General features: G+C 69.7%; 13 protein-coding genes and 1 pseudogene. 6 read left to right on the top strand and 8 right to left on the bottom strand.

Features of this window, described 5'->3' with window-relative positions:
- Window positions 1-39: 39 nt before the first annotated feature.
- The 3 genes from BN39_RS16980 to BN39_RS16970 all read right to left on the bottom strand — a co-directional run bounded on the left by BN39_RS16980 (window position 40) and on the right by BN39_RS16970 (window position 2,323).
- Window positions 40-1,314 carry an ATP-binding protein gene (locus tag BN39_RS16980; RefSeq protein ID WP_019203643.1) on the bottom strand — a complete coding sequence of 425 codons (1,275 nt, stop codon included), beginning with the start codon at window positions 1,312-1,314 and terminating at the stop codon, window positions 40-42.
- A gap of 91 nt (window positions 1,315-1,405) precedes the next feature.
- Window positions 1,406-1,930 carry a spermidine N1-acetyltransferase gene (gene speG, locus BN39_RS16975; protein ID WP_019203642.1) on the bottom strand — a complete coding sequence of 175 codons (525 nt, stop codon included), beginning with the start codon at window positions 1,928-1,930 and terminating at the stop codon, window positions 1,406-1,408.
- Between the two features lie 9 nt (window positions 1,931-1,939).
- Window positions 1,940-2,323, bottom strand: coding sequence for a DUF1304 domain-containing protein (locus BN39_RS16970; protein ID WP_019203641.1), 384 nt, complete (start codon window positions 2,321-2,323; stop codon window positions 1,940-1,942).
- A gap of 176 nt (window positions 2,324-2,499) precedes the next feature.
- Here BN39_RS16970 and tig point away from each other — a divergent pair, with 176 nt between their 5' ends.
- From tig to clpX, 4 genes are all read left to right on the top strand, one after another.
- Complete coding sequence (gene tig, locus BN39_RS16965) at window positions 2,500-3,894, top strand: trigger factor (protein ID WP_019203640.1); 1,395 nt, start codon at window positions 2,500-2,502, stop codon at window positions 3,892-3,894.
- Between the two features lie 105 nt (window positions 3,895-3,999).
- A complete protein-coding gene (locus tag BN39_RS16960) occupies window positions 4,000-4,620 on the top strand; it encodes an ATP-dependent Clp protease proteolytic subunit (RefSeq protein ID WP_305808013.1) in 621 nt (206 codons plus the stop codon).
- A gap of 22 nt (window positions 4,621-4,642) precedes the next feature.
- Window positions 4,643-5,311 (top strand): ATP-dependent Clp protease proteolytic subunit, encoded by a 669-nt coding sequence (locus BN39_RS16955; RefSeq protein ID WP_019203638.1) that lies wholly within the window; start codon window positions 4,643-4,645, stop codon window positions 5,309-5,311.
- Between the two features lie 195 nt (window positions 5,312-5,506).
- Complete coding sequence (clpX, locus tag BN39_RS16950; protein WP_019203637.1) at window positions 5,507-6,784, top strand: ATP-dependent Clp protease ATP-binding subunit ClpX; 1,278 nt, start codon at window positions 5,507-5,509, stop codon at window positions 6,782-6,784.
- 63 nt (window positions 6,785-6,847) lie between these two features.
- Here clpX and BN39_RS16945 read toward each other — a convergent pair whose 3' ends face one another.
- From BN39_RS16945 to BN39_RS16935, 3 genes are read right to left on the bottom strand one after another with little or no spacing between them, the layout of a single operon-like run.
- Window positions 6,848-7,372, bottom strand: coding sequence for a nuclear transport factor 2 family protein (locus tag BN39_RS16945; RefSeq protein WP_019203636.1), 525 nt, complete (start codon window positions 7,370-7,372; stop codon window positions 6,848-6,850).
- A 13-nt stretch (window positions 7,373-7,385) separates the two neighbouring features.
- Window positions 7,386-8,204 (bottom strand): SDR family NAD(P)-dependent oxidoreductase, encoded by an 819-nt coding sequence (locus BN39_RS16940; protein ID WP_019203635.1) that lies wholly within the window; start codon window positions 8,202-8,204, stop codon window positions 7,386-7,388.
- A complete protein-coding gene (locus BN39_RS16935; protein WP_019203634.1) occupies window positions 8,201-9,010 on the bottom strand; it encodes an SDR family oxidoreductase in 810 nt (269 codons plus the stop codon). Before BN39_RS16935 ends, BN39_RS16940 begins: the two co-directional genes overlap by 4 nt.
- 128 nt (window positions 9,011-9,138) lie before the next feature.
- On the opposite strand from BN39_RS16935, the gene BN39_RS16930 reads away from it, so the two are divergent.
- Entirely contained in the window at window positions 9,139-9,966 is an 828-nt protein-coding gene (locus BN39_RS16930) for a MarR family transcriptional regulator (RefSeq protein WP_019203633.1), read from the top strand.
- A gap of 22 nt (window positions 9,967-9,988) precedes the next feature.
- Here BN39_RS16930 and fdhD read toward each other — a convergent pair whose 3' ends face one another.
- On the bottom strand, window positions 9,989-10,810 hold the full coding sequence (gene fdhD, locus BN39_RS16925; protein ID WP_019203632.1) for a formate dehydrogenase accessory sulfurtransferase FdhD: 822 nt from the start codon (window positions 10,808-10,810) through the stop codon (window positions 9,989-9,991).
- A 2-nt stretch (window positions 10,811-10,812) separates the two neighbouring features.
- Window positions 10,813-12,438 (bottom strand): DUF2207 domain-containing protein, encoded by a 1,626-nt coding sequence (locus BN39_RS16920; protein ID WP_019203631.1) that lies wholly within the window; start codon window positions 12,436-12,438, stop codon window positions 10,813-10,815.
- Window positions 12,439-12,486: 48 nt separating this feature from the next.
- Between BN39_RS16920 and BN39_RS23555 the strand changes: the two are divergent.
- Window positions 12,487-12,803 (top strand): annotated as a pseudogene (locus BN39_RS23555) (hypothetical protein); the annotation flags it as partial.

Raw genomic sequence — 12,803 nt, 5'->3', positions numbered from 1 at the left:
CCTGCGTCCGCTCTCAGCGCTCCGCCGACCGGATCGCGGTCACAGCCGGGCGTAGGTCTCGATGTCCTCGGAGAACTCGGAGGCCACGTCGGCGGAGACCGTCGCCCGCGTCGCGGCGAGCGCGGTCAGATAATCGTCGGTACCGAGGTCGCCGCCGTCCTCCGTCCCGGCGTCGAGCGCGCGGGCGAGGGCGTCCTGCGATGCCCGGCGCGCGGCGTACTCGATATCCGCCGGCGTCATCCCGTCGCTGGCCTCGGCGAGCTCCGCCAGGTCCACCGAGCCGATCACCGTGTCCGGGATGTAGCGCCGCCAGATGGCCGCGCGTGCTTCGCCGTCCGGCAGCCCGATCGGCATCACGTAGTCGAACCGTCCGTGCCGCAGGAACGCCTCGTCCAGCGCGCGCACGAAGTTCGTGGCGCACACCAGGAGTCGGCCCTCCTGATCGCGGAACTCGGCGACCTGCTTGAGCAGCTCGTTGGTCACGCCCTGCGTGGGCGACGGGGGATCACCGCGGCGATGCGAGGCGATCTCCTCCACCTCGTCGATGAACACGACCGCGTGCTCCAGGGCCGCGATGGATTCGAACGCCGACCGCAGTGCGCCCGCCAGTCCGCCGGGCGAGTCCGCGAGCCGGGACGGGAACAGCTCCACGAACGGCCAGTCGAGTCGGGACGCGACGGCCTTCGCGAACGTGGTCTTCCCGGTGCCGGGCGGGCCGAACAGCATCACCGCGTGCGGCGGCATGACGCCGAACCGTTCTGCCATCGCCGGCTTCGCCAGCGGCGTCACGAGGCGTTGTTCGAGCATCTCCTTCTCCCGGCGCATCCCGCTCACCCGGTCCCACAGGTGCCGGGGGAGCAGGCGCCCGCCGACCTCCTTGAGCAGATCCAACTCCCGGCGCTGCACCGGCATCGGCCGCTCCAGGTAGCGGACGGGGTCCCGGATCTCGAAACCGTTCTCCGACAACGCGGACGACGCATCGTCGTCCCCCGCGGTGAGGACGGACAGCTTGCCGAGGCCGAGCGGGGCCATCCGCCGTTCGAGCGCGTCGAGCAGCATTCCGGCCACTCGGCCGTCGGTATCCGGCGCCACGTCGAAGAACACGATCCAGCCTTGCGCGTGCGCCGCCCGTGCCACCGCGACCGCGACCACCCTGTCGGCCTCCGTCGCCACCATCGCGTGATCCTGCTGGCACGACGCGATCACCTCCGCCATCGAGTACACCGGGGGAGTGCCGCGGTGGTACGCGGCCTCCCACATGCGCACGATCGTGTCCAGGTCGTCGTCGTGGAAATCTCGGATGTGCGGCCTCATGACCGGAGTGTGTCACCGGTCACACCGTTGCGCTCGGTGGTTTTGCGCGCGCATCGCCGGATCGCGGGGCGGGAGCGGCCGTCGCCGGAGGTCAGTCCGCGGTGAACACGTCGGACGCCAGGAAGTCCTTCTGGAAGATCGCCATCAGGCGCGCGTCCCGGTAGCCGCCGTTGGAGAAGAACTCGTCCCGGAGCAGCCCCTCCTGGATGAACCCCAACTTCTCGTAGACGTGCCCGGCCCGCTCGTTCGCGACGTCCACGAACAGGTACACCTTGTGCAGGTTGAGGATGCGGAACGCGTAGTCGAGCGCCTTGCGTGTGGCCGTGCCCGCGTACCCGCGGCCCTGCGCCGACGGTGCCACGATGATCTGGAACTCGCAGTTCCGGTGCACGAAGTTGATCTCGACCAGCTCCACCAGGCCCACCGGAAAGCCCTCGAACTCGATGATGAACCTGCGCTCGCGCTCGTCGTGAATGTGCCGCTCGTAGATGTTCTCCATCTCGGCCAGTGCCTCGAAGGGCTCCTCGAACCAGTACGACATCACCGCGCGATCGTTGAAGAGTCCGTGCACGAAGCGGAGGTCGGTGCGTTCCATCGCGCGCAGCTGGACGGTCATGGATCGAGCCTAGGACGCCACACCGATCGCGAGGAAGAGCACGGCCAGGAGCGGTGCGGAGCCCTGGACCGTCGCGGCGCGGGCCTTCGATCGGTCCGAGAGCAGCAGAACCAGCGCCGCCGCCAGCATCGATCCGGCGCCCGTGAACACCAGCGTCGCGCCCACCGCGCGGCAGCAGCCGAAGACCGCCACGCCCGCGAACACCGCGATCGCCAGGAACAGGTTGTAGAACCCCTGGTTGAACGCGAGGGAGCGGGTGATCTCCGCCGTGTCCTCGGTGGTGCCGAACGTCGTGCGCGCCCGCGGCGAGGTCCACGCGATCGACTCCAGATAGAAGATGAAGCAGTGCACGAGCGCTGCCACGACGGCGCAGACGAGACCGATGACGACCATGCCTGTGATCATCGCCGATCGCGGCGTCCTCCGCCGCCCCACCCGTCGAGGTGGGGGCGGCGCACCGTCGGTTACGCTGGTCCGAGTGCCGAAGGCCCGACGGGGTCTCGTGCTGCCCGCAGGTCGCCGCGACATCGAGCGGCTCCACCTGCCGATCACAACCACGAGGAGAACGAGTGAAGAGCACCGTCGAGCAGCTGAGCCCGACTCGCGTCCGCCTGAGCGTCGAGGTTCCCTTCGACGAGCTCGCGCCCGATTTCGATCGCGCCTACGAGACGCTCGCGCAGCAGGTGAACATCCCCGGCTTCCGCAAGGGCAAGGCCCCCGCGAAGCTGATCGAGGCGCGCGTCGGCCGCGACGCGGTCCTGTCGCAGGTGATCAACGATGCTCTGCCCGGCAAGTACAGCCAGGCCGTGCTCGACTCCGAGATCAAGGCGCTCGGCCAGCCGGAGATCGACATCGACAAGCTCGAGTACGGCGAGACCTTCTCCTTCAAGGCCGAGGTCGACGTGCGCCCCGAGATCACGCTGCCCGCGTACTCGGACATCGAGGTCGAGGTCCCGAGCCTCGAGGTGACCGACGCCGACGTCGACGAGCAGGTCGAGGGCCTCCGCGCCCGCTTCGGCACTCTCAAGGGTGTCGAGCGCGCCGTCCAGGAGGGCGACTTCATCACCATCGACCTGTCGGCCACCGTCGACGGCGAGGACGTCGAGGACGCCAAGACCTCCGGCCTCTCGCACGAGGTCGGTTCCGGCAACCTCATCGACGGACTCGACGAGGCCGTCGTGGGTCTCGAGGCCGGCGGGTCCAAGACCTTCCCGACCACCCTCGTCGCCGGTGAGCACGCCGGCAAGGAGGCCGAGGTCACCGTCACCGTCGGTTCCGTCAAGGAGCGCGAGCTGCCCGAGCTCGACGACGACTTCGCCCAGCTGGCCAGCGAGTTCGACACCGTCGACGAGCTCCGCGAGGACCTGCGCGGCAACGTCGAGCAGAACAAGCGCCTGGGCCAGGCCGCGGACATCCGCGACGCCGTCCTGGAGAAGCTGCTCGAGAGCGTCGAGGTCCCGCTGCCCGAGGCCGTGGTCAAGGAGCAGGCCGATTCCAACGTGCACGACGTGCTGCACCAGGTGGGCCACAACGAGGAACTCCTCGAGACGGCCCTCAAGGCGCAGGGCACCACCCGCGAGGAGTTCGAGACCCAGGCCCGCGAGTCGGCCGAGAAGCAGGTCAAGGTCCAGCTGCTGCTGGACGCCATCGCCGACGCGCAGGACGTCCAGGTCGACCAGCAGGAGCTGCAGGAGCACATCCTGTTCCAGTCGCAGCGCTACGGCATGCAGCCGCAGGAGTTCATCCAGCAGGTCCAGCAGGCCGGTCAGCTGCCCGCCCTGTTCCAGGAGGTCCGACGGGGCAAGGGCCTCGCGGACGTCGTCCAGGAGGTCAAGGTCGTGGACACCGACGGCAACACCGTCGACACCAAGGCCCTGTTCGACCGCGAGGACGAGGACGAGGCCGACGAGGCCCCGGCGGAGGCCGCCGCCGACGCGTCGACCGACGAGGCCGACGAGAAGTAAGCCCGCGCGAAGACCCCGCAGTCGTGATCGGCTGCGGGGTTTTCTGCCCTCAGCGGAGCCGGGCGTGCCGGGGGACGGTTCGCCCGATCCTGTTCGTTAGTGTCGATGACAGCAAAGAAAGGCAGGGAGCAGCGGATGACCTCCAACCCCACGATGCGGACCGGGATCGCCGGTCTGAACCTCAATGATTCGGTGTACAACCGCCTCCTCGAGTCGCGGATCATCTTCCTCGGCAGTGAGGTCGACGACGACATCGCGAACCAGCTCTGCGCGCAGATGCTCCTGCTCTCCGCGGAGGACCCGAACAAGGACATCAGCCTCTACATCAACTCGCCCGGCGGTAGCATCTCGGCCGGCATGGCGATCTTCGACACCATGCAGTTCGTCAACTGCGACGTCGCGACGTACGCGATGGGCATGGCCGCGTCGATGGGGCAGTTCCTCCTCGCGGCGGGAACGAGCGGCAAGCGCTACGCGCTTCCGCACGCGCGGATCATGATGCACCAGCCCTCGGCGGGCATCGGCGGCACCGCGGCGGACATCGCCATCCAGGCGGAGCTGTTCTCCAAGACCAAGAAGGAGATGAACCGGCTCAACGCCGAGTTCACCGGCCAGCCGATCGAGCGCATCGAGGCCGACGCCGACCGCGACAACTGGTTCACCGCCGACGAGGCCAAGGAATACGGCTTCGTCGACCACGTCGTCAGCCGCGCGAGCGCGGTCTAGTAGCGAGAGGGATAGAACGAGAATGTACGAATACCCCACCTACGGCTACTCCGGCGGCTTCGGCTACTCCGATCAGCCCCGCCCGATCGCGCGGCACATCCCGCAGTACATCGAGCGCACGGCCAACGGCGAGCGCGTGCAGAGCCCGATCACCAAGCTGTTCGAGGAGCGCATCATCTTCCTCGACACGGAGATCAACGAGGCCACCGCGAACAACGTGATGTCGCAGATCCTCGTGCTCGAGTCGATGGACCCGGACCGCGACATCACGATGTACATCAACTCGCCCGGCGGCAGCCTGTACGACGCCCTGGGCGTCTACGACACGATGCGCTACGTGCACTGCGACGTGGCGACCGTGGTCCTGGGCACCGCGGCGTCCGCCGCGGCGGTCCTGCTGGCGGGCGGCACCAAGGGCAAGCGCGCCGCGCTGCCCAACTCGACGGTGCTGATCCACCAGCCGCGCACCGGCGGCGCGTTCCGCGGCCAGGTCTCCGATCTGGAGATCCAGGCCAAGGAGATGGAGCGAGTGCGCAACCGGCTCGACGAGATCCTCGCCGAGCACACCGGGCAGTCCGTCGAGACCATCCGCAAGGACACCGACCGCGACAACATCCTCACGGCCGAGCAGGCCAAGGAGTACGGGATCATCGACACCGTTTTCCCGTACCGCAAGGCGTCCGAGCAGTAGATCGTCCGCGCAGCAGGCATTCCGGGGGTCGCGACACGCCGCGTGAGCGGGTTCCGTGGCCCCCGGAGCCACCTGCAGCAAGCTATTCATATCGGTCGCCGCGACACCGCATCGCGGGTACCGTCGTAAACAGGAAACGCCCGCACTCTCTGGTTCAGCGGACGGGCCCACGGCAACGGAAGTAGGACACAAGGCATGGCACGGATCGGGGACGGCGCAGACCTGCTGAAGTGCTCTTTCTGCGGGAAGAGCCAGAAGCAGGTTAAGAAGCTGATCGCAGGCCCCGGTGTGTACATCTGCGACGAGTGCATCGATCTCTGCAACGAGATCATCGAAGAGGAACTCGCCGAGTCCAGCGATGTGAAGCTCGACGAGCTGCCCAAGCCCGTGGAGATCCGCGACTTCCTGGACAACTACGTGATCGGCCAGGACTCCGCGAAGCGCAACCTCGCGGTGGCCGTCTACAACCACTACAAGCGCATCCAGGCCGGCGAGCGCAAGGACGCCCGCGGCGAGAGCGTGGAGCTGGCCAAGTCCAACATCCTCATGCTGGGCCCCACCGGCTGCGGCAAGACGTACCTCGCGCAGACGCTGGCGAAGATGCTCAACGTGCCGTTCGCCATCGCCGACGCCACGGCCCTCACCGAGGCCGGCTACGTGGGCGAGGACGTGGAGAACATCCTCCTCAAGCTGATCCAGGCCGCCGACTACGACGTCAAGCGCGCCGAGACCGGCATCATCTACATCGACGAGGTCGACAAGATCGCCCGCAAGAGCGAGAACCCGTCGATCACGCGGGACGTGTCCGGTGAGGGCGTGCAGCAGGCGCTGCTGAAGATCCTCGAGGGCACCCAGGCCTCCGTGCCCCCGCAGGGCGGCCGCAAGCACCCGCACCAGGAGTTCATCCAGATCGACACGACGAACGTGCTGTTCATCGTGGCAGGTGCCTTCGCGGGCCTGGAGAAGGTCGTGGGCGAGCGGGTCGGCAAGCGCGGCCTGGGCTTCGGCAACGAGGTGCGCTCCAAGGCGGAGGTGGACACCACCGACCACTTCGCGGACGTGCTGCCCGAGGACCTCATCAAGTTCGGCCTGATCCCCGAGTTCATCGGTCGCCTGCCCGTCATCGCCTCCGTGTCCAACCTGGACAAGGAGTCCCTCGTCTCGATCCTCTCCGAGCCGAAGAACGCCCTGGTCAAGCAGTACCAGCGCCTGTTCGACATGGACGGCGTGGAGCTGGAGTTCGACGACGACGCCCTGGGCGCGATCGCGGACCAGGCCATCCTCCGCGGCACCGGTGCTCGCGGCCTCCGCGCCATCATGGAGGAGGTCCTCAACCCGGTGATGTTCGACATCCCGTCGCGGGACGACGTGGAGAAGGTCGTCGTCACGGGGGAGACGGTGCGCGACAACGTGCTGCCCACCATCGTTCCCCGCAAGCGCTCCCGCGACGAGCGCCGCGAGAAGAGCGCGTAACCCACAGGTTCTGCCGAAACCCCGGACCGTCGGTCCGGGGTTTCGTGCTGTCGGGAGGAGCGGTCAGGCCGGCCGCGGACCGCGTCCGTCGTCCTGCTCAGGCCGGGGACCGGTCGAGACCGGGGCGCCGGGCCTCACGTCGAACGCGAGTGCGCGGGTGGACATCGTGGCGTGGTAGGTGCGCTCGTAGCCCGTCTCGGCGATCCGCCATCCCTCGGGCGTGCGCAGGTATCGGTCGGTGTAGAACGCACTGCCGATGAGCATGAAGTCCGCGGCGGCGCAGATCACCCGGTCCTGGAGGTACCAACTGCCCGTCGCCGTGTCGCCGTCGACGTCGATGACGGGGTGGGTCACCCGGTGTTCCGTGATGATCTCGTCGGTCAGCGAGCCGCGGAGGTACTCGATGATCGAGTCGCGCGAGGAGAGCACTATCGGCTCGCCCGTGGCGAGGTCGTGCCCGTACCTGCCGATCGCATCGTCGGCCAGTGTCGCGGTCAGGAGCGGCCAGTTCTTCGTGTCCACGGCACGCAGGTACGCGTACTTCAGGCGGTGGATCGCCTCGACGGCGTCGCGGGTCTCGGTGGTCAATGCCGGTCCTCTCTCACATGTGTGTTCCGCCGTCGACGCGGATCTCGGTGCCGGTGATGAACCGTGCGTCGCTACTGCCGAGGAACGCGACGACTGCGGCGGCCGCGGACGGGTCGGCGAATCCACCGCCTCCCTCCTGCACCAGCGCGGGGGTGAGCTTGGTGAACAGCGTGACGTCGCTGTCGGCGGGAAGGCCCGGGCCCCTGTTGCTTCCGGCGACGCCACTCCCGTCAGTCATCCCCGAGGCGATGGAACCGGGTTGTACCGAGTTGAACCGGATCCCGTCCTTGCTGTACTCCAGCGCGAGCGCGTGGGTCATGGCTTGGATGCCGCCCTTCGACGCGGCGTAGGCGGCCATGTAGGGGTGCGCGAACGCAGCGGACGTGGAGCTGAAGTTGACGACGGCCGGCTGTACCCCACGCCGCAGGGCCGGGAGACATTCCCGTGTCACGAGGAACGTTCCACGCAGGTTGGTGCGCACGACGTGGTCGAACTCGTCGACGGAGAACGATTCGGTGTGTCCCGAACGGAGGATGCCCGCCGCGTTGACGAGATTGTCGAGGCGGTCGCTCTCGCGGAGTACGGATGCGATCGCCTCGGCGACCGAGGCCTCGTCGCCCACGTCGAGTCTGAGCGTCTGCAACCTCTGCGCGCCCGGATCCCCGGCGGCGGATTCGGTTGCTCCGAGTCCGTTCTCGCTGACGTCGGCGGCGATCACCGTGCCTCCCTCGGCGAGAATCCGTAGTGTCGTGGCCTGTCCGATTCCTGAGCCCGCACCGGTCACCAGCACCCGGCGGCCGGCGTATCGGTCGGTATCGCGTGTCGAGTTCACTGTTCCGTCCCTCCGGAGTACGCCAGGTCGGGCAAGGGGATCTCCAGGTTCGGGGCGACCAGGCCGCCGTCGACTTCGATGACCTTGCCGGTGATGTAGGAGCCGGCCCTCGACGCGAGAAACACGGCCGCGGCCGCCACGTCCTCGGGAGCACCGATTCGACGGAGCGGCGTCGCGGATTCGAGCTGGTGACGCAGGCCCTCGTCGGATGCGACGAGTTCGAGGGCCGATGTGAGGATCGCTCCCGGAGCGATGGCGTTCACGCGGATCGCGGGGCACAGGTCCGCGGCTGCGAGGCGCGTGTAGTGCGCGAGCGCCGCTTTGGCCGTTCCGTATGCGGCGAACGCGCGGCCCGGCAGTCGCCCCATGGCGGACGAGATGTTGACGATCGAGGAGCCCGGCTGCTTCAGGAGGTGGGGCACTGCGGCCACGGTCAGTCGGTGCGCTGTTCCCACGTTGAACGCGAAGGCCTCGTTCATCTCGTCGGCAGTGGTGTCGAGCAGCGGTTTCGGCAGCGCGCCGCCGACGTTGTTGACGACGACGTCGAGTCGGCCGAACGAGTCCACCGCGTGCTGTACGAGGTCGGCCGGATCCGCTTCGGAGAGATCGACATCGACCGTCGCCGCCCGCCCGCCCGCGGCGCGGACGTCCGCGGCGACCGCGTCGAGGTCGGACCGGGTCCGGGCCGCGATCAGGACGTCGGCGCCGGCTTCGGCGAGGGCGCGGGCTACCGCGGCGCCCAGGCCGCGCCCGGCACCGGTCACGATCGCGACCGATCCGTCGAGTCGAAATCTGTCGAGGATCATCTGCGTCTCCTGAACGTCGAATACTCGATGACTACCCGTCGAATAGTCGCGCTACGATAACGGCGGTGCCGCACCGCCGCAAGGGGGTCGCGCCGAGCCCTCGTTCAATCGTCGGAACGGAAGAGACGATGACCCCCTCCCCGCCGACGCGACGCGTCGTCCAGGTCGTGACCCGGCTCGTGGAGTCCGACCGGCCGCGGACCACTGCGCAGCTGGCGCGCGAACTGGGACTGCCGCGCGCCACGCTCACCGCGATCCTCGCCGAGCTGGACGCGGCGGGGTGGGTCACCCGCGATGCGGAGCGGCGGTACCGTGCCGGCGCCGGCATACCCGTCCCGCGCACGGTGGATCACGACGGCTTCGCGGTGCCCCTGCAGGATCTGGTGGCGGCCACCGGGTGTGGAGCCACGGTCAGCCGGGTCGGCACGGCGACCTTCACGGTGGTGGCCAAGCGTCACGCCGTTGAACGTCCGCTGCCCGGTTTCGAGATCGGTTCGGTGATTCCGATCAGGTACCCCGCGGGAGCAGCGGTGATGCCGTGGAGGACCGTCGATGAACAGGAGGCCTGGCTCGCAGCGCGACCGAGACCGGCGCGATCGCTGTTGCGCTCCGTCCGGGTGCACGGCTATGCGGCCTTCCGCCCGCACATCGAGCACGCCGACCGGATGGAGGTGCTCATCGACCTCTTGGGTGCCATCGAACCGGATCGGCTCATGCCGGAGCTGCGAGCTCAGACGGTGCGCCAGATCGGAGACCTGACCTCGGGGGTCTACACGGACGACGAACTCGAAGCCCGCGATTCGGGCCCGATCAGCTACGCGACCGCACCCGTATTCCGCGATGGTCGCGCGGAGTACGAACTCCAGCTGGGAGTTCTTCGTGCCGAGGTCTCCGCTGAGGACCGGAAGGGATACGCCGACGAACTCGTCCGGGCGGCGCGGTCGATGTCGACCTGACGGCGATCCGACGGCACTCCCATTAGTCCGGCAGGACGATCCGGCCCGGATGGGTGTAGACGTTCATCCGCCCGCCGCGGACGAATCCCGTGATAGTGAGGCCCGCCTCGACGGCGAGGGAGACGGCGAGCGACGACGGCGCGGACACCGCGGCCACCACCGGCACCCCCGCCATGATCGCCTTCTGCGCCAGCTCGAACGAGACGCGGCCCGACAGCACCAGGACCGTGTTCCGCAGCGGCACGTGCCCAGCCATGAGGGCCCAGCCCAGCAGCTTGTCCACGGCGTTGTGCCGCCCGATGTCCTCGCGCGCGGCCAGGAACGTCCCGTCGGCGCGGAACAGGCCCGCCGCGTGCACCCCGCCCGTGCGGTCGAACAGCTTCTGCCGCTTCCGCAGCGCGTCCGGCAGTTCGGCGACGGTCGCCGCGGACACCTGCACCCCGTCGTCGGGGGAGAGCGGGAACCTGGTCGTCGAGCGCACCGCGTCCGCCGATTCCTTGCCGCACACCCCGCACGACGAGGTCGCGGCCAGGTTGCGGCGCAACGCGATCGGCGCCGTCCCGTCACGCAGCGTGACGTCGAGGGTGTTGTACTGATTCTCCGGATCGGGGGAGCAGAAGCGGGCGGCCAGCACGCCGTCGGCGGCGCCGATCATGCCCTCCGCCAGCAGGAGCCCGTGCGCCAGCTCCACGTCGTGGCCCGGGGTGCGCATCGTGACCGTGAACGTCTCGCCGCCGATGCGCAGCTCCAGCGGCTCCTCGACGATGAGCTCGTCCTCGCGACGCACTGCGGATCCGTCCGCGGCGATCGCCAGCACTCGGCGCCGGTCGGTGAGCCGCCCCATGGTCAGTCCCGCTCGTCCGCGCGTTCCGAGGCCGCGGCCTGCGCGGCGATGCCGTCGAGGAGCGCACTGAGCGTCGCGAGACCGGATACCGGACCGTGCGCCGATCGGTACCAGTCCAGGGGAGCTGTGGCGGTGCCGCCCCAGGTGCCCAGCCACGCGCGCAGGTCGCCGAACGCGTGCGCGTACGGAATGGCGCGCTCGAACAGGATGCTGCGCTCCGTGGCTTGCCGGCTCGCGACGTTCTCCGAGATCAGATACGCGCGCATGCCCCCGACGCCGGCCGCGAGCCTGCTACCCGCCACCGTGCGGCCAGGAAGCGCCAACAGCGCCGCGGCCAGGCCGAGCGCGAGTACCAGCACGGCGAGCGCGTACAGCACGCCGGAGCCCATGAACGCGCACACCAGGGCAGCGGCCGCGCCGACTCCTGCGAGAGCGAAAGCCCACGGCGCCCACGACTTCCCGCGGACCCAGCCGCGCTCGGCGACCTCGGCGCGGATCGCGGCTCGGGCGGCGGCGAACTCCACCCGACGGGCGCCGCCCGCCAGCTCCGAGGTCGTGGTGGTCTCCGCGCCGCCCGGCAGCACGGCGTCGACCACCGCGCGCTCCGCGGCGGTCACCGCACCGTCGAGCGGTGCGCGGCGCGAGATCTGGAAATCCCCGCCCGGCAGTTCGGCGATCCAGAGGTAGCCGCGGACCGCGAGGTCGAGCACCGTCGCGCCGATGTCCGACGGCGCCACGCGCGCGTCGAGCAGCGCGCCGACCTGCCCGGGCAGCACGCCGTCGGGGGAGGCGAATACGGTGCCGGAACCGCTGGGCACCACCGGATCCGCGGTCGGGCCCGCGGACCCGGCGGCCGCGGCGTCGGCGCGGCGCCGCAGCACCGCGTACCCGATCGCGGCGAGTGCCAGCACCGTCGCGATCGAGAGCACGACGAGGCCACCCGTGCTGCGCTGCGAGCCCGCGGTGGCCTCCGTGGTGCTGAACCGCGCGTCCGCCGTGACCGTCCCGGCGGGGAGCAGTGTGGTGAAAACGGCGATCTTCCCCTGCGGAAGTCCGTTCTGCTGCATGCTGACCCGGCCACTCGCGTCGGTCTGGGTGAGGGTGCACATCCGGCGTTCGCCGACCTGCCCCACGCCGCACAGCGGGGAGTCGGGCTGCGGGGTGGGCGCGGTGAAGGAGGCCGTCATCGTCGCGATGTCGGCGGTGTACCCCGCTGCCACCGGCCAGGTGAACTGCTGCAGGTCCGGGCCGTCCGACACCGTGCCGCGCACGACGTAGGTGACCGTCGTCCGGCCTCCCGGCGCCGACACCTGCAGGGCACCGTCGGCGGCGGTGGCGGTGCCGTTCTCGGCCTTGGTGTCCGAGACGGTGAAGTGCTGCGTGCGGTTGTTCTCCACCGGCACGGACAGCGGCAGCCGCTGCGCCACCGCGCGCCCCGCCGGCGCGGTGATCACGGTGGTCACCGCGAGCGATCCGTCCTCGCGCAGCTCCAGGGTGTTGTCCACCGTCACGTCGTTCGGGTCGGCGGCCGCCGGTGCGGCCCCGAGCAGCGTCGCCAGCAGTGCGATCAGCGTCGCTGCGGCTGCCGCGAAGGCCGTCCGCCGCTCGTTCCCCGTGTCCTCCCACATGCCTCGGTACAGTAACCGAAGGCACGGGGTGAACGAGGGGGAGTGGCTGTGGGGAATCCGCAGGATCCGCGGGGTGGCTACGGGCTGCAGCGGCCCGTCCGCCCGCCGCAGCCGAACGCTCCCCGGCCCGGCGGGTGGATGCCCGTGCCGCCCCCTCCGTCCGCGCCGCGACCCGCGCCCGTCCGCGGCACCACGGGGCAGTACCGCATCGCCTCGGGCGTCCGCCGCCCGACGGTGCCCCCGCGGCCGCCCGTGCAGCCCTACCGTCCGTCCTACGGTGCGGCGCAGCAGGCGCCGCCGCAGCAGGCGCGACCCGCCCCGCAGGTGCGCGCGTACCCCGCACCGCCCGCGCCGCCGCAGTACCG

The sequence above is a fragment of the Tsukamurella sp. 1534 genome (genome assembly GCF_000312385.1).
Lineage (GTDB): Bacteria > Actinomycetota > Actinomycetes > Mycobacteriales > Mycobacteriaceae > Tsukamurella.
The sequence above is the reverse complement of the archived record's forward strand: the minus strand, read 5'-3'. Positions and strand labels throughout refer to the sequence as shown.

What these genes read in the sequence shown, in the direction of transcription:
- BN39_RS16980 (WP_019203643.1), bottom strand. Translation starts at nt 1,314, where the DNA reads ATGAGGCCGCACATCCGAGATTTCCACGACGACGACCTGGACACGATC.
- BN39_RS16960 (WP_305808013.1), top strand. Translation starts at nt 4,000, where the DNA reads ATGACAGCAAAGAAAGGCAGGGAGCAGCGGATGACCTCCAACCCCACG.
- BN39_RS16920 (WP_019203631.1), bottom strand. Translation starts at nt 12,438, where the DNA reads ATGTGGGAGGACACGGGGAACGAGCGGCGGACGGCCTTCGCGGCAGCC.
- clpX (WP_019203637.1), top strand. Translation starts at nt 5,507, where the DNA reads ATGGCACGGATCGGGGACGGCGCAGACCTGCTGAAGTGCTCTTTCTGC.
- BN39_RS16935 (WP_019203634.1), bottom strand. Translation starts at nt 9,010, where the DNA reads ATGATCCTCGACAGATTTCGACTCGACGGATCGGTCGCGATCGTGACC.
- speG (WP_019203642.1), bottom strand. Translation starts at nt 1,930, where the DNA reads ATGACCGTCCAGCTGCGCGCGATGGAACGCACCGACCTCCGCTTCGTG.
- BN39_RS16970 (WP_019203641.1), bottom strand. Translation starts at nt 2,323, where the DNA reads ATGGTCGTCATCGGTCTCGTCTGCGCCGTCGTGGCAGCGCTCGTGCAC.
- fdhD (WP_019203632.1), bottom strand. Translation starts at nt 10,810, where the DNA reads ATGGGGCGGCTCACCGACCGGCGCCGAGTGCTGGCGATCGCCGCGGAC.
- BN39_RS16955 (WP_019203638.1), top strand. Translation starts at nt 4,643, where the DNA reads ATGTACGAATACCCCACCTACGGCTACTCCGGCGGCTTCGGCTACTCC.
- BN39_RS16930 (WP_019203633.1), top strand. Translation starts at nt 9,139, where the DNA reads ATGACCCCCTCCCCGCCGACGCGACGCGTCGTCCAGGTCGTGACCCGG.